Origin of the sequence: Paraburkholderia terricola (genome assembly GCF_003330825.1) — a bacterium.
In the GTDB taxonomy this organism is placed as follows: domain Bacteria; phylum Pseudomonadota; class Gammaproteobacteria; order Burkholderiales; family Burkholderiaceae; genus Paraburkholderia; species Paraburkholderia terricola.
Genome location: NZ_CP024941.1, coordinates 2,269,288 through 2,287,611, shown reverse-complemented (window position 1 = coordinate 2,287,611; position 18,324 = coordinate 2,269,288). Strand labels below are relative to the sequence as shown.

Annotated in this window: 14 protein-coding genes; 7 read left to right on the top strand and 7 right to left on the bottom strand. The window is 62.5% G+C overall.

The genetic code is table 11. The features are described 5' to 3' along the window. Window positions 1-17 precede the first annotated feature (17 nt). From CUJ90_RS10230 to CUJ90_RS10220, 3 genes are read right to left on the bottom strand one after another with little or no spacing between them, the layout of a single operon-like run. The gene (locus CUJ90_RS10230; RefSeq protein WP_114163515.1) at window positions 18-779 is read right to left on the bottom strand and encodes an ABC transporter ATP-binding protein; all 762 of its coding nucleotides are present in this window, start codon (window positions 777-779) and stop codon (window positions 18-20) included. Then, complete coding sequence (locus CUJ90_RS10225) at window positions 779-1,669, bottom strand: ABC transporter permease (protein WP_114162629.1); 891 nt, start codon at window positions 1,667-1,669, stop codon at window positions 779-781. The genes CUJ90_RS10230 and CUJ90_RS10225 overlap by 1 nt, the downstream gene beginning before the upstream one ends. 6 nt (window positions 1,670-1,675) lie before the next feature. Continuing rightward, window positions 1,676-2,716 carry an aliphatic sulfonate ABC transporter substrate-binding protein gene (locus tag CUJ90_RS10220; RefSeq protein WP_114162628.1) on the bottom strand — a complete coding sequence of 347 codons (1,041 nt, stop codon included), beginning with the start codon at window positions 2,714-2,716 and terminating at the stop codon, window positions 1,676-1,678. Window positions 2,717-3,065: 349 nt separating this feature from the next. Here CUJ90_RS10220 and CUJ90_RS10215 point away from each other — a divergent pair, with 349 nt between their 5' ends. From CUJ90_RS10215 to CUJ90_RS10185, 7 genes are all read left to right on the top strand, one after another. Next, the gene (locus CUJ90_RS10215) at window positions 3,066-4,589 is read left to right on the top strand and encodes a sugar ABC transporter ATP-binding protein (protein WP_114162627.1); all 1,524 of its coding nucleotides are present in this window, start codon (window positions 3,066-3,068) and stop codon (window positions 4,587-4,589) included. Beyond that, window positions 4,586-5,650: an ABC transporter permease gene (locus CUJ90_RS10210; protein WP_114162626.1), complete on the top strand. Its 1,065-nt coding sequence runs from the start codon at window positions 4,586-4,588 to the stop codon at window positions 5,648-5,650. The genes CUJ90_RS10215 and CUJ90_RS10210 overlap by 4 nt, the downstream gene beginning before the upstream one ends. A 145-nt stretch (window positions 5,651-5,795) precedes the next feature. After that, on the top strand, window positions 5,796-7,034 hold the full coding sequence (locus tag CUJ90_RS10205) for an SfnB family sulfur acquisition oxidoreductase (protein ID WP_114162625.1): 1,239 nt from the start codon (window positions 5,796-5,798) through the stop codon (window positions 7,032-7,034). Between the two features lie 78 nt (window positions 7,035-7,112). Next, window positions 7,113-8,555 carry an LLM class flavin-dependent oxidoreductase gene (locus CUJ90_RS10200; protein ID WP_167449652.1) on the top strand — a complete coding sequence of 481 codons (1,443 nt, stop codon included), beginning with the start codon at window positions 7,113-7,115 and terminating at the stop codon, window positions 8,553-8,555. A gap of 45 nt (window positions 8,556-8,600) precedes the next feature. Continuing rightward, a complete protein-coding gene (locus CUJ90_RS10195) occupies window positions 8,601-9,683 on the top strand; it encodes a substrate-binding domain-containing protein (protein ID WP_114162624.1) in 1,083 nt (360 codons plus the stop codon). An 18-nt stretch (window positions 9,684-9,701) separates the two neighbouring features. Continuing rightward, window positions 9,702-10,073: a hypothetical protein gene (locus CUJ90_RS10190; RefSeq protein WP_114162623.1), complete on the top strand. Its 372-nt coding sequence runs from the start codon at window positions 9,702-9,704 to the stop codon at window positions 10,071-10,073. A gap of 122 nt (window positions 10,074-10,195) precedes the next feature. Beyond that, window positions 10,196-11,071 carry a LysR family transcriptional regulator gene (locus CUJ90_RS10185; RefSeq protein ID WP_114162622.1) on the top strand — a complete coding sequence of 292 codons (876 nt, stop codon included), beginning with the start codon at window positions 10,196-10,198 and terminating at the stop codon, window positions 11,069-11,071. Between the two features lie 400 nt (window positions 11,072-11,471). Here CUJ90_RS10185 and CUJ90_RS10180 read toward each other — a convergent pair whose 3' ends face one another. From CUJ90_RS10180 to CUJ90_RS10160, 4 genes are all read right to left on the bottom strand, one after another. Next, window positions 11,472-13,847, bottom strand: a complete 2,376-nt coding sequence (locus tag CUJ90_RS10180; protein WP_152035343.1) for a hypothetical protein — start codon at window positions 13,845-13,847, stop codon at window positions 11,472-11,474. Window positions 13,848-13,876: 29 nt separating this feature from the next. After that, window positions 13,877-14,890 carry an AAA family ATPase gene (locus CUJ90_RS10175; RefSeq protein WP_114162620.1) on the bottom strand — a complete coding sequence of 338 codons (1,014 nt, stop codon included), beginning with the start codon at window positions 14,888-14,890 and terminating at the stop codon, window positions 13,877-13,879. Continuing rightward, the gene (locus CUJ90_RS10170) at window positions 14,891-15,559 is read right to left on the bottom strand and encodes a hypothetical protein (RefSeq protein ID WP_114162619.1); all 669 of its coding nucleotides are present in this window, start codon (window positions 15,557-15,559) and stop codon (window positions 14,891-14,893) included. A gap of 942 nt (window positions 15,560-16,501) precedes the next feature. Next, the gene (locus CUJ90_RS10160; protein ID WP_114162618.1) at window positions 16,502-18,322 is read right to left on the bottom strand and encodes a CocE/NonD family hydrolase; all 1,821 of its coding nucleotides are present in this window, start codon (window positions 18,320-18,322) and stop codon (window positions 16,502-16,504) included. Window positions 18,323-18,324: the final 2 nt, after the last annotated feature.

Genomic DNA, 18,324 nt, shown 5'->3' with positions numbered 1-18,324 from the left:
CAGCGATGACTGGCGGCTCAGGCAGCGGGCAGCGCCGCGCCGATACCGCTCAGCAATTCGTCCCGCACGCGGGCTAGCGATGCGTCGCGCCGATCGCGCGGCCGGGGTGCGGCAATCTCGACGTCTCGCCCGAGACAGCCCGCGCCGTTCCTGCCGGATGGCGCGAGCAACAGCACGCGATCCGACAAATACAGCGCTTCGTCGAGATCGTGCGTGACGAGCAGCGCCGCGGTGCCGTGCGCCCGCGTGAGCGATAACAATAGATCCTGCAGCCGTGTCCGGGTGATCGCATCGACGGCGCTGAACGGTTCGTCGAGCAGCAGCAGGTCGGGCCGTGGGAACAGGCCGCGTGCCAGTGCGACGCGCTGCGCCATGCCGCCGGAGAGCTGCTTGGGCAACGTGTCCTCGAGTCCGGCGAGACCTACCTCGCCGAGCAATTCCGCCACGCGCGGATCGGTGCCTCGTTGCGGTCGGGCGGAAAACGCGACATTGTGGCCGACGTTCAGCCATGGCAACAGGCGAGGCTCCTGGAAAATCACGCCAACCCGCGCCGATGGTCCGCGTTGCGGCACGCCGTCGAGCAGGGTCTCGCCATCGAAGTCGCGGTCCAGACCCGCGATCGCGCGCAGCAGGGTGCTCTTGCCGCAGCCGCTCGGCCCCACGAGGCTCACAATTTCGCCGCGTCCGATCGCGAACGTCACGCGTTCGAGCACGGTGCGCCCGTCGTAGCCCTTGCTGACTGCGCGGACTTCGAGCAGAGTTGGTGCGTTCGGCTGCATCAGCGCGCGCTCCGCGAAGAACGTTGATCGGTTGCCGTGTCGCGCCACGACAGCGTATGCGCCTCGATCGCCTTAAGAACACTGTCGCTGAGCTTGCCCAGCAACGCGAGCAGCAGGATCGCGCCGAACACGAGGTCGGGGCGCCCGGTCTCGCGCCCATCGCTGAGTAGGTAGCCGAGTCCGCGGGTGGCCGCGATCAGTTCCGCCGCCACCATGAACATCCACGCAAGGCTCAAGCCCGTGCGCAGTCCGGTGAAGATCTGGGGGAGCGAGGCGGGCAACAGGATGCGTGTGAAAAGCGCACGCTGGTCCAATCGATTGACTTCACCGAGTTCGATCAGTTTTCTGTCGACGTCGCGAATCCCCGCCACGACGCTCAATTGCACCGGAAAAAACGCGCCGATCGCGATCAGCGTGATTTTCGGCGCCTCGTCGATCCCCATCCACAGCAGGAGAATGGGCACCCACGCCAGCGACGGAATCGCGCGCAGTGCCTGAAACGCCGGATCGAGCAACGCGTCGAGACGTCGGCTCAAACCCATCGCCGCGCCGAGCAACAACGCGAGTGCGGCGCCGAGGCCGAAGCCTGCCAGGACGCGAACGCAGCTTGCCCCGATATGACGACCGAGGCGGACGCCGCCGAGCTCCCACAGTGTCTGCGCGATAGCGCTCGGCGCCGGCACCAGATGCTCCGGCAGAACCGACAGGCGAACCAGCACTTCGACAACGGCAAGGAACCCGAATGGCAAGGCGAGGCCGGCGATGCGCCAAGGCCTGAGCGGATCGCGCGGGCGCGCGAGCGCGCGGCGAACGGGTTCGACCGAGCCGCGGTTGGGGAGCGCGAGCGAATCGTCGGCGGCTATGCTGATCTGACGGACTGTGCGGCTCATGTGTCGTTACTTGCCGCTGCTCGTCGCGATGACCGGTTGTGCTGCCTTTACGTCGATCAACGCATCGATCACGGCGTTCAGATCGGTGCCGGGTTTGACCAATTGCTCGCGCACGAGGAGCGGCGCGGCGGCTTTCAGCGCAGCCAGTTGCCGTTCGCCGGGCTGAGGTTGACTGAAATCGTTGCGGCTCAGTTGCAGTCGGGCAACCGGCAGCGACAGCTTCGAATCCTCCGCGACGATTTTTGCCGCTTCGTCCGGATGGGCGGCGATCCACAGGCGTGCTTTCTCGTATGCCTTCAGCACGTGAGCCAGCGTATCCGGATGCGCGTTGATAAAGTCTTGCCGCGCATTCAGAAACCCCCACGTGTTGAAGTCCACGTTGCGGTAAAGCAGGCGGGCGCCGTCGTCGATCTGCGCGGCCGCCATATGCGGATCGAGACCCGCCCATGCGTCCACCTGACCGTTCGCCAGCGCGACGCGTCCGTCCGGGTGTTGCAGGTTGACGATCTCGACGTCGTCGCGCGAGAGGCCTGCAGTGTGCAGCGCACGCAACGTGAAGAGGAAGGGATCGGTGCCCTTGGTTGCGGCGATTTTTTTGCCTTTCAGATCGGCAAGCGTCCTGATCGAGGAATCCTTGCGCACCACGAGCGCCGTCCATTCGGGCCGCGAAAAGATATACACGGCACGAATCGGATTGCCGTTCGCCTTGGCGAGCACGGCGGCGAGGCCCGCGGTCGAACCGATGTCGATGGCGCCGCTGTTCAGATATTCGAGCGCGCGATTGCTGCCGAGACTCAACACCCATTTGACTTGCGTATGATCGGGCGCGAGTTCCTGTTCGAGCCAGCCATTGCGCTTGATGACGAGGCTCTCGGGCGAATAGTACGCATAGTCGAGTCTGAGTTCGGCCGGCGGCGCAGCCTGCGCTGCAACAGGCGCGAGGGCGGCAATAGCGGCTATAGCGACCGCGGCAGACGCGAGAGAAGCGGCCAGTCCGGCCAGCAGACGGCGCGGCTTCTGTACGAATGCACCCCGGGAGACTGTCATTGAATGGTCCTTGAAACCGTATCGTTGTGACCGGTCAATGTAATCAATGCACAGGCGCAAGCGAACCAATAAAAGCTCACAACCAAAGCACGGCGGCCGCAATAGCGGCAATCATCTGCGTCTGGTGAATCTTTCCATTGTCGAACGCCAGGCGATCCTGGACCATCAATCAATTCTGGTATCGATATGTCGGCAGAGACTAAGCCCGGCGCCATATTCAAATCACAAATGATCGTTTCTGCCGCGCTCGAATCGCCGCTAGCATGGTTCGCTTGAAGGCTGCTGTGATTACAGGCTAGTCGATCGCATCGTTCAGGAGAGCGCCACGGAAAACGCAACGCACCAACGGATTGCCGGCGTCGCGGCGCAGCCGGCAGGCAGCGCTTCGCGCGCACCGCTGTTAAGCGCCACGGCCGTGACGAAACGCTTCGGCGCGACGCTCGCGCTGTCGAACCTCGATCTGTCGATTCATCCGGGCGAGGTCGTCGCGTTGATGGGCGCCAACGGAGCGGGCAAGTCGACGCTCGTGAAGATCCTGAGCGGCATTTATTCACCCGACAGCGGCGCGTTGACGCTCGATGGCAAACCGTACCGCCCCGCGTCCGCGCAGGCCGCGAAGCAACTCGGCGTCGCGACGGTGCACCAGTCGATCGCCGATGCGGTCGTGCCCGCGCTGTCGATCGCCGACAACCTGCTGCTCGAGCGCCTGTGCGGTCCGGGTTCGCCGTGGCGCGTGCCGCCTGCCGCGCGGCGCGCGGCGGCCCGACCGCTCGCGGAACGCGTCGGTCTGCGGGTCGACCTGGCGGCGCCGCTGGGTTCGCTGTCGCTCGCGAATCAGCAACGCGTGACGCTGGCCCGGGCGCTCGCCTCGCGCCCCAGGCTGCTGATTCTCGACGAACCCACCGCGAGCCTGTCCGCCGCCGAAGCCGAGCGGCTGTTCGCGCAGCTCGAACCGTTGCGGGAGGAGGGCGTCGCGATTCTGCTGGTCTCGCATCGCATCGGCGATTTGCGGCGCATTGCAGACCGGGTCGCGGTGGTGCGCGATGGACGCCTGGTTGCCGACCTTCATCCGCCGATCGATTTCGACGCCGCCGTCGAAACGATGATCGGGCGCCCGTTGCCGGATGCGCGCAATCGGCGGACGGCCGGCACGCTGCCGCTCGAACCGTCGTTCAGCCTGCGCGATTTCCAGTTGACGCCGCACAGCGTGCCGTTCGACCTCGACGTGCGACGCGGCGAGATCGTCGCGATCGCGGGTCCGGTCGGCGGCGGCAAGTCGCGGCTCGCGAGCGCGATCTTCGGCGCGACGCGCGCGAGCGGCGGCCGCATGCTGCTCGACGGACAGCCGTGGCGTCCGCGTTCGCCAGCCGCGGCGATTCGCGCGGGCGTGTTCCTCGCCGGCGAAGACCGTTGGCGGTCCTCGCTGTTTCCCGACAGCGTGCCGTTCGCGTCGATCGCGGGCACGCTCACCTTTCCGTTCCTGTCGCGCTGGTTCCGGCGCGGCGCGGTGAAACGGGCGACGGAACGCGAAGTCGCCACGCAGGCGATCGCCAGTTTCGGGATTCGCTGCACCGGCCCCGACGATCGCCTGACGCGGTTATCGGGCGGCAATCAGCAGAAGGTCGTGCTGGCTCGCTGGCACGTCGAACCCGCGCGGCTGCTGCTGCTCGACGAACCGTTTCAGGGCGTCGATGCGGGCGCGCGCGCCGACATCGCCGATACGTTGCGGCGCCATGCGCCACAGCGCGCGACGATCGTGTTCGTCAGCGATCTCGAAGAGGCCTTCGAGATCGCCGATCGCGTGGTCCGCTTCGATCGCGCGACGCTCGATCACCATCCCACCCACGACCTGAGTGCTCTTTCCGATCGATGAAATCCGTCACCCCTTCCGTTGTGCGCGATGCGGCCGGCAACCGCCGTGCGCGTCCCGCGCTGCGCGGCCTACGTGGCTTGCGCGACCATCTGGAGCGCACCGGCATCCTGCTGGTGCTTGCGATCCTGATCGCCGTGTTCGCGACGAAAGAACCCGCGTTCCTGAACATCGACAACCTGTTCAGCATCCTCCAGGCGGTATCGATCGTTGCGCTGCTCGGGATCGGCGTGACGATCACGCTGGCCGCGGGCGGCTTCGATCTTTCGGTCGGCAGCGTGGCCGCGTCGGCGCAGATGGCGGCGAGCTACGTGCTGATCGTTTGGCATGGCGGGATGCTGGAAGCGGTCGCCGCGTGTCTCGTGCTCGGCGTGGCGGCCGGCCTGTTCAACGGCCTCCTGATCACGCGGCTGCGCGTGCCGGATCAACTGGCGACGCTCGGCACGCTGTTCCTGCTCGCCGGGCTGCAATTGATTCCGACCGGCGGGCGCTCTCTTGCCACCGGCACGATCTTGCCCGACGGCACCGAGGCGAGCGGGATGTTCCCCGACGCGTTTCTGGCGCTCGGCCGCCTGCGTCTGTTCGACGTGGTGCCGTTGCCCGTGCTGGTGCTCGCGGTGCTGACCGTGCTCGCGTGCATCGTGATGGAAACGACCCGCTGGGGACGCGTGATCTATGCGATCGGCGGCAACGAGACGGCCGCGCGACTCGCGGGCGCGCCGAGCGCGCGTTACCGGATCGCGGCCTACGTGGCGTCGGGCGCGATCGCGTCGCTGGGCGGCGTGCTGATCGCCGCGCGGGTCGGGCGTGGCGATGTCAGCGCCGGTCACTCGCTGCTGCTCGACGCGGTGGCGGCGGCGCTGATGGGTTACGCGGTATGGGGCGCGAAGCGGCCCAACGTGTTCGGCACGGTGGTGGGCGCGGTGTTCGTCGGCGTGTTGCTCAACGGGCTGACGATGCTCAACGCGCCTTACTACATGCAGGATTTCATCAAGGGTGTGCTGCTGGTGCTCGCGCTGGCATTCACGTTCAGTGTCGGGCGGCGCGCGGACTCGCGCGCGTAAGCCGCGCGGGAGCGGCCACGGCCGCGCATGCGCTGCGCGCAAACCCTTTGCATCCGCCAAGGAATATCGATTGCGGAATCGTTCAGTTTGCGCGCGTGATGGCCGCTGATAGATTGAGCGAACGGTCATGCAAACGGAGACTCCCATGGCAGAAGTTGACGAAGCGGTTTCCTCGAAAACGTTCGATGCAAACCGGTCCGCGGCGCATGTGATTGCCGACGACGCCGAAGCGCTCGCCGTGGCCCACGAAGTAGCGGCACGTCTCGCGAAAGGCGCCGCCGGGCGCGATGCGGAGCGCCGTCTGCCGCACGAGGAAATCGAATGGTTCTCGCAGTCGGGCCTGTGGGCGATCACCGTGCCGAAGGCATACGGCGGCGCGGGCGTGTCCTTCGTCACGCTGACCGAGGTGATCAGGATCATTGCAGCAGCGGATCCGTCGCTCGGACAGTTGCCGCAAAACCACTTCGGTCTCGTCGACGTGGTCGCGCTGACCGGCAGCGAAGCCCAGAAGCAGTATTTCTTCGCGCAGGTGCTGGGCGGCAAACGCTTCGGCAACGGCTTTTCGGAGAAGGGCACGAAGAACGTGCTGGATCTGAAGACGAGCGTGACGCGCGACGGCGAAAACTACGTGGTGCACGGCACGAAGTTCTATTCGACCGGCGCGCTGTTCGCCGACTTCGTACCGGTGCTCGGACTCGACGCCGAGCGCAAGGGCTGGCTCGCCTATATTCCGAAGGGCACGCCGGGGCTGAGCGTGATCGACGACTGGTCGGGCTTCGGCCAACGCACGACCGCCAGCGGCACGGTGACGCTCGACCACGTGCGCGTGCCGGCATCGCACGTGTTGCCCGCGCATCGCGTGACCGATTTTCCGACGCTCAACGGGCCGATCTCGCAGATCATCCAGGCCGCGATCGATGCGGGCATCGCCCAGGCCGCGCTCGCCGACACGCTGACGTTCGTGCGCGCGCGCTCGCGGCCCTGGATCGACAGCGGGGTCGAACGCGCGAGCGACGATCCGTTGACGGTGCGCGAAATCGGTCATCTGCATATCCAGTTGCATGCGGCCGAAGCGCTGCTCGAACGGGCGGCGCGCGTGCTCGACGCGAGCGCGGCAAAGCCTGAAACGACCGAAGACGACGTCGCGCGCGCGTCGGTCGCGGTCGGCGAAGCGAAGGTGCTGACCACGGAAATCGCGCTGCTCGCGGGCGAAAAGCTGTTCGAGCTTGCCGGCACGCAGTCGACGCTCGCCGAGCACAACCTCGATCGCCACTGGCGCAACGCGCGCGTGCATACGCTGCACGATCCGGTGCGCTGGAAATATCACCTGGTCGGCAACTACTATCTGAACGGCGTCAAACCGGTGCGGCATCCGTGGAATTGACGGGATGACCGTGCTTCGCACTATCGCTCGCGGCCGGCTGTGCCGGCGCGCCGTCGTCATCTTCCACTGAATCCGAACATGGCTAGAGAAATCCGCCTGAACGCTTTCGACATGAACTGCGTGGGGCATCAGTCGCCGGGCTTATGGGCGCATCCACGCGATGCATCGTGGCGTTACAAGCAGATCGACTACTGGACCGACCTCGCGAAGCTGCTCGAGCGCGGCAAGTTCGACGGCCTGTTCATCGCCGACGTGCTGGGTATTTACGACGTCTTCAACGGCAACGGCGAGGCCGCGATCCGCCAGGCCGCGCAGGTGCCCGTCAACGATCCGATTCTGCTGGTGTCGGCGATGGCGAACGTGACCGAGCATCTCGGCTTCGGCCTGACCTGCTCGCTGTCGTACGAACATCCGTATCCGTTCGCGCGGCGCATGTCGACGCTCGATCATCTGACCAACGGCCGGGTTGGCTGGAACATCGTCACGTCGTATCTGGATAGCGCGGCGCGCAATGTCGGCTTGCCCGCCCAGGTGAATCACGACGAGCGCTATTCGCTCGCCGAGGAATATCTCGAGGTTTGCTACAAGCTCTGGGAAGCGTCGTGGGAAGACGATGCGGTGGTGCGCGACGCCGGGCGGCGCGTGTTCACCGAGCCGTCCAGAGTCCACCCGATCAACCACCGCGGCCCCTATTTCGACGTGCCGGGCATTCACCTCTGCGAGCCGTCGCCGCAGCGCACGCCGGTGTTGTACCAGGCGGGGGCCTCGAAGCGCGGCAAGGATTTTGCCGCGCAGCACGCCGAGTGCATTTTTATCGCCGCGCCGTCGCGCACGATCCTGAAGCATTTCGTCGCCGATATCCGCGCGCGCGTGAAGTCGTTCGGACGCGATCCGCACGACGTGCTGATCTTCAATCTGCACACGGTCATTACCGGCAACACGTCGGCCGAGGCGCACGCGAAGCACGCCGACTATCGCCGCTATACGAGCGACGAGGGCGCGCTCGCGCTGATGTCGGGATGGACCGGCATCGACCTGTCGAAATACGACCTCGACGAGCCGCTGCGCTATGTCGAGAGTAATGCGGTGCAATCGGCGGTGGAGGCGCTGTCGAGCGCCGATCCGACGCGCGTGTGGACCGTGCGCGAGATCGCGAAGTGGGGCGGTATTGGCGGCCTGGGGCCGCTGTCGGTCGGCAGCCCGGAGGAGATCGCCGACGAGTTGCAGTCGTGGGTCGAGGAAACCGACGTCGACGGCTTCAACCTCGCGTATGCGCTGACGCACGAGAGCTTCAGTGATTTCGTCGACCTCGTCGTGCCCGAACTGCAACGGCGCGGCGTTTATAAAACCGACTACGCGACGGGCTCGTTACGCGAGAAGCTGCACGGGCGCGGTCCGCGGCTCGCCGAGCCGCATCCGGGCGCGGCTTATCGGACTCAGGCGCTGAATCAAGCGCTGAATCAGGCGAGTGCCAATGGGCAGGCCGATGCGCCGGCCCACACACCGGCACATGCCGGATAAAACCTATCCATCACAACGCTGTCCTTTCCGGTCTGGAGATCGCTGATGAAATCATTTCCGCGTCGCAAGTTCGAGACGAGCCTGAAGGCGCGCGTGCTTGCCGTCGTCGCCACCGCCGCCGTCGCCACGATGCTGGCAGGCGCCGCCGCGCACGCCGCGCCGCTCAAGGGCGCGCCGGCGCCGTTCGACAAGGGCGGCATGAAAGTCGCGCTCGTCAACTATCTGTCCACCGGCGATTTCTTCCAGGCCTACGAGGCCGGCGCGCAGAAGCAGGCGAAGGCGCTCGGCATCGATCTGCGCATCTACGAAGGCCGCCAGGACGCGGCGGAGCAACGCGAGCAGATCCAGCAGGCGATCAGCCTCGGCGTGTCGGCGATCATCGTCAATCACGGCTTGCCCGAATCGCTGAAGGACGTCGTGCAACGTGCGCTCGACAAGGGCATCAAGGTCGTCGCGTTCGACGTCGACCTCGGCAATCCGAAGGTGCCCCAGATCGAGCAGAGCGATCACGACCTCGCCGCGCTGCTGCTCGACCAGGCGGTGAAAGACAACGGCGACGCGTTCTCGGCCGGCTATGTGTATGTCGCCGGTTTTGCGCCGCTCGACCGGCGCGATGCGGTGTGGCGCGACTTCAAGGCCGCGCATCCGAAGGTTCAGGAAAAGGCGCGCTGGGGCACGGTCGACAATCCGATTGCGCAGTCCGTCGCCAATCAGGCCGCGGCCGCTTATCGCGCGCATCCCGAGATTCGCGTGGTGTTCGCGCCTTACGACGAATTCGCGCGCGGCGCGAAGCTCGCCGCGGACGAGGCGAACCTCGCGTCGAAGTTGCGCATCTACAGCGCCGACATTTCGACGTCCGACATCGAGGCGATTCGCGCGCCGAACAGCGCATGGGTCGCGACCGCGGCGACCAACCCGGCGGTGGTCGGCGCGGTGTCGGTGCGCGCCGCCGCGCTGTTGCTGGCGGGGCAGGAGCCCGAGCACCGGATCGTCGTCAAGCCGGCGTTGATCACGCGCGACGATCTGCTGAAGAACAACATCAGGACGATCGCCGAACTCGGCCAGAAGTTTCCGGCATTCCGCGCCAGCGACGCGGCCACCGCTGCATGGATCCCGGCGGCCGACTGAGCATCGCGGACCTGGGCGTTGGCACATCGCATCGAGCACGGAATCAACACCGCCTTCACGCAATGCTCGCGTGGCCGCGAAACCAATGTGTCGAAGAAGAAACTCGATCGTCCTCAGCGCCTTCACGATGAACACCGTGTCCAAAAGAAGGCCATCATGAATCGCGGCCTCGGGGAACGGCCTGGTTCAGCGCGGCCATCGTTTGCGAGAGACGACGGCGAAGCTCACGGCGATAGCGCCCGCCTGAACGTGGCCATCGTCTGCCGAGAATACGCCGGCGAAACGAGGGCGATGAGGGCGGCGCTCCCGACTCACCAGAAGATCCTGCGTAGGATCGGGATTGCCGGCGCGGTCGTCAACTGGGACATCTGTGCGGGGCAGCCGATGTAGATGACACTTACGGTTTGTCGAGGCCATGAGTCATTGCATGTGGAAAGATTTAATCCCGTATTGAACGATTCGATCATCGATTAGTAAAATGAATGATTTGATCGATACGATAACGATACGGAATGGAACTCAAACTGCTGAGAACGTTTTTGTCGGTCGTCGAGTTGCGTCATTTTGGACGCGCGGCGGAGGCTCTGCATATGAGTCAGCCGGCGTTGAGCAAACAGGTTGGCGCGCTGGAGGCGAGCCTGGGCGCAAAACTGTTCGAAAGGGGGCGGCATGGCGCGGAGCTAACGCGGTTCGGGGAAATTTTCCTGCCCGATGCGCAAGCGCTCGTCTGCGACGCGGACGAGATTCTCGCGCGTGCGCGAGAGGCAGGCAGCGGCAGACGCGGGCATTTGCGGATCGGCATTTGCCTGTCCGTGCTGATGATCGCGCCGCAGATCATTGCCGACTTCCGTCAGCAGTATCCGGGCATTGCCGTCGCGTTGAGCGACCTGTCTTCCGCTGAGCAAACCCGACGCCTTTTGGCGGGGAAGCTGGATGTGGGCTTTATGCGGATGCCCTCGGTCGAAGGGCTCTCGTCTCTTCGCGTAATCGACGAGACATTGGCGCTGGCGTTACCCCCAGGCCTTGAGCGCGTGCGTCTTCCGTCCGACTTTGGCAAGCTGAATGAAATGGGTTTCCTGGCCTTGCGGCGTGCGCGTGGGCCCGGACTCGCGGCTCAGGTCGACGCCTGGTGCCGCGAACAGGGTTTTGTGCCGAACGTGACGCAACAGGCTGATGATGTGCAGTCTGTCCTGGCATCTGTCGCTGCTGGCGTTGGCGTCGCGTTCGTTCCCTCGCGTGCGCAACATCTGCTTCGGGACGCTACAGTCCTACCGCTTCGCGGAAGACACGCGAAATGGCGCGTAGGGCTTGTGTGGGCGGATGCGCAAAACAATCCTGTTACGTCACGGTTCGTCCCGTTTGTGCGCGCCGCGCTGAAAGGCGTTTGATTCTTCTTTGTGGCGTCCACGGTTGTTTCTGAATTCGCGAGGATTGTCATGGCGCGGCCGCTGGTGACGGTATGATGTGACAGCCGCTAGCCGACCCACAACTGCCAGTCGTCTTCCCGCGCCTTGAATGTCCGCTTGCGAGCTGCAGCGGCTGTTCCTTCTTCTGACTTGTCCTGCAGGTAGTTGGCCGAAACGGATAGACACCGTGTGAGCAGCGATCCAGTTACGAGTGTTGAAACGTTGGGGACGGCGATATTCGACTCATCGATGATCCTTAAAAGGTCCGTATATGGGAACCGTTGAGCGCTCCAACGAAGCGTCGGTTCAGTACGTTCGATCCGAAATGAGCAAACGCAGGCGACTGAAAGGCGTGTGATGACTGCTGTTTCGATGACGAGTGTTATGCAACTGAAGGGATCGCTGCAAGCTTAGCGAACTCTGCATGTATTTCCGGCGACAACGTCACCCCGATAGCACTCGCAACGGTAGGACAAAGAATGCAGAGGAAGCGCTCGTCGTCATCAGCTATGGCCAGAGCGGCCTCAATTGCAGGCACCGTCGTCTGAGGCCGTGACAGCCTGAACGTCTCCGATCCGACGATCCGTTTCCACGCTTTGCGTTGCCATGAGGCAATGACCGCAATGAGGTAACTCTTAAAGTTTGATCGGCTCGCTTGCAGCACAAATCGTATTACCGCCAAGCCGTAAGCCTGTGGTGTCGGATGCGCGTCGCTCCTAAACGATCTGACGGAATCGATCAAAGCATCTTCGAATGACGATGCCGCCGGCAATTGGAGCGTCGTATTCGCGCGAGCAAGTGCGGCGCCAGCGACATCGCCGCCGAACTCAGCCTTTAGCGTCGCACCAAGGTCCGAAAGTACCTCTGCCGAATGCTTGCAAGCAGCGGCAATGAGATATGCAAACACGGCATCACTGGTGATGGCGGAAACAAGAGGAGCGGAAAGGTCAGTACGAGGCACCGGCGGAATGGCTCCTCGCGCCGGCTCTAGAATATCGAATGTTGCCCTCATCCGTTGTGCCTGCTGGGACAGATGCGCAATCGCCTCAACGTAACTCCACAGGTGGCGTGCAAAACCAACCGCGTTCAAATCCGTGATGTCGCGCGTCACGCTCCTCGCGCGAAGATCGACTTCCATTACGGGGATCGGACCACCCGTGAGTCGATTATATAAATTGTCGGCTATGCCCGCGTTCTCGCCGCTCGTCACTTCGCATCCGGCAAGCATGTACCAAGCAAGGTCAAGCGGACCGAGCGGGCGCTCGGTGACAGCCTTTTGCGGTTCATGGTTGCTGCAACAGCCTGGCGCGATCGCAATAGGCTCTCCGTCGATCTTGACCTTATTTCTGTCAATGCGCGCCTGCGCCCACAGCACCGTGTGGCGAACCACGTGGTGACAATACGCGGCGCGAAGCGACGAAGCAGGGTCAATACCCACAAGCGCTGTCAGCGCGTCACGCAAGCCGGTTAGTGCACGCTTGATCTGTTCGATTTGAAGAGCGGCCACGGCGGCATCTGCGCCAAGACCGACTGACATGACTGTCATGTCGGGAAGTTGACACTGTGCTGCAGCTTCCTTACTTTCCAAGAACCACTTTTCCGCTTGCGCCCACTCGCTGCACTTCGCGGCGCTGATCGCCGCTTCTCGCAGAGCGAAAGCGCGTTCGACATGATTGTCACGGCCAACCTCGTCTGCGATGTCACGCAAGATTGCTAAGGCCCGTTCGTGATCTTGTGCGCGCCAGTAGACCTTAGCGCGAGCGCGGGATAGCAAGACATCATCGCCGAATGCTTCGACGGCTTCGTCCAGCACCTTCAACGCACCTTCGCGATCGTTGGCATATTCGTCGAGCATGACAGATTGCGCGACCCAGCACTGGATCGTAATCGGCCGTGCGGCCCAAGGGACGGTCTTGATCGCCATACGGCGATAGCACTCGGCCGCGTCGGTAGCATTCAAAGCGTCGTGCCGGCACTCCACAGTCCAGGCACTATTAATAAACACGGAGTAATCGGGCGCGACTTCGCCAATGGCGTTGAGATAAAGGGTGCGTCGGGCTGGCTCAACCTCGTCCAACTGGTTGATCACACTTTCAAGTTTCGCGACGGTAGACGGGCTTGCGCTGCCGATGGCAAAGAGCAGTCCAAACAGGTTTGAAGATTGCTGACCTTTTGCTTCAAAATTGTTCTGAAGACCGCTCAGAAATTCATCTGCTTCCGTGATCGCTTGAAATTGCTGGAGAAGGTCAAGCCAGTTGTCGAGATAATTGGCGATGCCCATCGTGCCAAGAACAACCGCGAAGGACATCGCGCGGAAGGCGTGACGCATTTCGCCATCCGGCTGTTGCTCCGTCTCGCTAAACAAGGCATGTACGCATTCCGCGATCTTGTCGGTCTCCTCCGCTGCGACCAGAATCTTGAATTGCGCGATCCGCAGCATTCCCGATACACGAAGATTGTCCGGATAGATCGGCGTGTCGGTACGAAGTAGCTTGAACGTCGTGAGGTTATCAGCGAGAAGCCCAATGGTGCGTTCGTCCGACATCAAAATGCTGTGGGCGAGCACGAACAAGACTCGCTCGTTCTTGCCAAGCATCGCGTGCAGTATGATGACATCGACGTCATCGCCGTTGATCGTGCCGCTCGCCATGAACTGCGTTGCGATCGCACTATGGATACTGGCTTGCTCGGCGGACGACATCATCCCTTGGCCGGACCGAGCCGCCAGCGGAGAAACACGATAGCTGTCGCGGCCCACCGTTTCCAACCATGGCCCGATCAGAGCATCTATGCATTCACCGGCGCGTGCGAGGGGGGCGGTGCGTTGGCAACGGTCAGTGCCATTGCTCGATCAAAACGGCCGATGGTCAAACTAAGGCGATAGAGCAAATTGCGCGTGTTCTCGGGAAGCACAGAAACAAGCGTGCGCCGCGCTGCTTCCCGTTCCGCGTCGATATCTCCGGTTGAAAGTCCAGCGCCGACGATGTCCATGACCTCGCTGCGGGGCCAACCGCGCGCGGCCATTCCCGAAATGAATGCATGCACCAATTGCGGATGCCCGAAAGCTCCGGTGACATAAGAAAGGCGCCCCCAAACCTTAGGATCGCCACCGTGAACCGTCACCAGTTCCGCTGCTTCACCTTCTGTGAAATACCGACACTCGACTCTGCAGCCCACATTGAGGCCAGCGGTTGAGAGCGCTCTCGCCGTGGGTGGAAGATAGCACGTGACGATCGCTGCGCGATCGCGCCGGCGCAGCGCCTCCAAGACCCGCGCCATCGACGGCGCGACAAGTGGGTCGTTAAAATAATTCAGATCTTCGAAGATGACAATCGACGAGGTGAGACCGCCGATTCGCGAGACCATTGCATCGAGGCGGCTACGCGTTTCCTCGGAGTCGCTGTTTCGAAAATCGACTATTACGAACTCATTTGCCAACTTTCTCGCAACCGCGCGTGCCACCGAGGACTTACCGAGACCGCTCGCACCAGTGACAATGCTAGTACCGAGCCGACGCAGCCGGTCGGCAATGTCAGCCTCGATTGCCGTGCGCGGCACCATGTCCCTGGCCAGCGGTAACGCGTTGCCGGCGACGAGCCAACCTGGCTCCGCGACGGCGACAGGTAGACTTGCGCCAAGGCCTGCCAATGCAGAAGTTGTTAGGCCGGACGAAATCAAAGCCAGCATGTCGGCCATTGCTCGGGGAACAAAAATCCGAGTAGCTTGGTCGACGGCGAGATAAAGGTCTGCTCGCGTTAGGACGCGGTCGGTCGAATTTTTGGCAATGCTTTTCTCAAGCACTCAGTAGATCAGCACGTCCGCAATGCGCGTCGCCTCGGGCGCAGCAAGGCCGAAGACATCGCGTCCGACCACAACCAGCCTTAGCTCGAATTCCTTGCGAAGCGAAGCGAGGTCGGGCTTGCCACAATCCCAATGGATTTTGCGGAGCATATCGCTGCGAAGAGCCTCGTCCTCCCGGTCCTTCACGAATTTCTGGAGCGCCGCCGAGAACTTGTCGCTTTCCAATATCGAGCGAAGCGGCCCAACATCAGCACCGGTGGCCGCATTGCGCCAATACGCAAGACCGGCCATCCCACCCGGACGCTCGTCTACCGCTCTTTCCGTCCCAATCTCAGAAGTCGTGAAATACCGAAGCTGCACATCCACATTAGGATTGCCGGCTGTCAACGACACGAAATCCGAAACCGCGTCCCGAACGCTACCGGTATTGAGCGTGACAGTCCCCGAGGCTTCCGTATCTTTGACCTGTACGGCTTCGATCGCTTGGTGGACGACGACCGCGTAATCTTCCGCTACTTCCAGATAGAGCCGGCCACCTTCAACGAGGTCGAGCCAAGCGAGTGCCGCTGCCGTTACCTGATAGGCATACCCGCGAAGTGAATCGACAGCCTGCCGGGCAGCATCGCCGATGCGGCACCAACCCGTCATTTCCAGCAGTGAAAAGTTCATTTTTGTTCATCGTTGCTATTTCACTCAGTCGGCACGACCGTTGCGGTTCGGCCGGACGGCGAATATGCGATGGTCAATGTTTTTGAGTTTAGCACCGGGCCAAGAAGTTCCTCTGGCGGATCGATTGGGGTGATCGACGAGGCATTGGGCTTTCGCTGGATCGGGCGCTTTTCGCGCCTTGTGCCCCTTCGATATAAGCAAGTTGGATGGCATAGCGGACCCTCTTCACGACAGACCCTCTGTTACGAACGGCCAAGATAGCTGACGAGGCAACGCCTGCAGGCAGCCCACAAATGACCATTGTTTAGGTAGAAGGGACGCTCGAACGTCGGCATTGGTCCATGGGCGAATGACCGCAGTTGGCCGCCTGCCACCCGATGCCGTCGGCATACATCGCCCGCAATATTCCTTGACCACCATCGCCGGCCGCGCTTAAAGGCCACATCCCAAGAGCAAAGTGAATGATATGAACGCCCCCACCATCGCTACATGCAGCGTCAGCGGTACATCGGTGGCCAGCGATGGCTACCGAATAGAAATCGGTGACCATTGGCCTACTCAGCCGGAGGATCCATCATGACGCATACGATCGTGGGTGAGTGGACATCGCAACAAACGTAATGCGGGTGCACCGGGTCGCTCCAGAAACCGGCGAGATCGTGAACAAGCCTGTCAAACGGCTGTGTTTCTCGAATATTTCGCCAATCGCCATCCTTGTCCTATCGATATGGAGTCTTGTGGCGTATCCCGACACCGGGCGCGGCGATTGATGGGGTGCGGCAAAAATCCTGAACTGATTTTGTGCCGCAATTCCGAGACTCTCCCGGTATTCGAGCTGGCCGAGTGAGTCAGGCGAGACCTTGATCCTCTTGGTGTTATACCCGCGGATGTAAGGGTCAACTACCGCAATGAATTGCGGGGGGCGGACGAAATCTTGGACAGTCACTCTGCCTTTGTCGAAACCTCGATTGACGTTCCGCCCGAGCCTGTGATGAGTCTGAATCGAGGTGGCCGGCCGTACGGCGTCTGCACGAAATGGCCGGCGTCAGCTCCCGCCACGGAGACGCGCAAACGACTACCTTTCGCCAGTGTCCACGCAACAGGCAGTAACGGCACGACGTAGTCGTCGACCACGTTCTTTTCGACAGGCGCGGAGTCCCGACGGTGATGCGTCCGGAACGGCCACGTCGTGAGGTAATTCGCTGGCGCAGGAGCGACCTTTCTGTGAATCGCTCTCAGCATGCCTTCGGTGATGTAGTAAACCGAACCGTCCCCGGCGACCTCGGAGAGATACACGAATATGGACGCATCGCCTTCATTGATAGCCATTCTCAGCTTCGCTACGGCGTGCCCAATTATGGAAAGGGGCTCGTCGAGCACTGCGGTATCGTAGTTCAACATCCGGGAGCAGTGCTCACTCCAGTCCGGGTAGTAGTCAACAATTCCCGCCGCGCCCAGGCGCTCGTAGCGGGTGTTTGCGCCCGTAGTTGTCGAGAAGTCGACCTGATACGTGTCGACGCTCTCTTCGGCCGGCGCGCTGGTGAGAAGTCTGCCCGCGGTCGGGAAAAGCGTGATTGTGTGTTCAGTTGGCGGCCAGGTTGGAGCGCTTTCCCACTTCTCTGCGTGGATGTTGAAGTAGTGCACAGGCGCTTCCCGGCTGAGACCCGTATCCCTGCCGGCGAGATGTTCATCGAAGAAGCGAAGCAATTCGGCCAGCAGGTTGTATTGAGGCGCGGCCTCCTCACGCCACGGGGAGACGTTCGTCCGGGCACCGTGGTCCCATGCTCCAAGCAGAAGCCTGTCACGCGGGTTGTGTCTGGTCAGAAACCGGGTAATCGCTCCATTGCTGTATCCGGCGCCATCGAACCATCCCGATACCGAGTAGATGGGAACATCCTGCGGCACCTGGTCGAGGTAGTGATACGGGCTGCACACGGCAAGATTGAATAATGGGTCGTGCAGCATTCCCTCGTCGCGGAACGTAAATTCAGCCGCCGCATCGTGCAGACTGAAATTGTTCGAATGCTCGCCAATCGCCGCAGCGAGCAGGGACCGGTCAATATCCACGTCCACGGGATGTGGCCCTCGCAGGCTGGGGTCTGCGTAGTACGAAAATGCGCCAAGCAGGTCGCGCCGGTCGTGGTCCATGGCAAGCATCAGGCGGTCATAGGCGCCGGTCCAGACCTTCGAGAGCAGACCACCTGGATAGAGCTGCTCACTATAGATGTCGGACACAGCGAATAGCGGCGCAATCGCCTTCACGGCCGGATGACCGGTACTTGCCAGGAAACAGGCAGCAGCGCCGACGTACGAGATGCCAGTCGAGCCGAGCACCCCATCGGACCACTGCTGTCCAATCGCCCATTCCGCGACCTCTCTGTAGTCATCCCGCTCAGTTGGGGAGCGCAGGGCATCGCGCGTACCAAAACTGGCGCCTGTGCCACGGACGTCGACCACGACCACGACATAGCCTCGCGGAACAAAGAAGTCACGGTATCGGGCTGCGGCGGGCGCAGCTTCCGCGACATCGCCATGAGTCGCGAATCGCCGGTAGTAAGGCGTAAAGATAAGGAGGGCGGGGAATCGTTCTGCAGCGTGTTCGCCTTGTGGCACATAGATGTCCGCTGCCAGCCGGCAGCCGTCACGCATCGTGATGTATTGCGACAGCGGCGCAGCCGGAAGGTCGAATATCTCAGGGCGTGACGCCAGATACTGGCTCGGCGGCACCACCCATGCTGTGCCCTTGTCGTCGCGGTCAGACATGT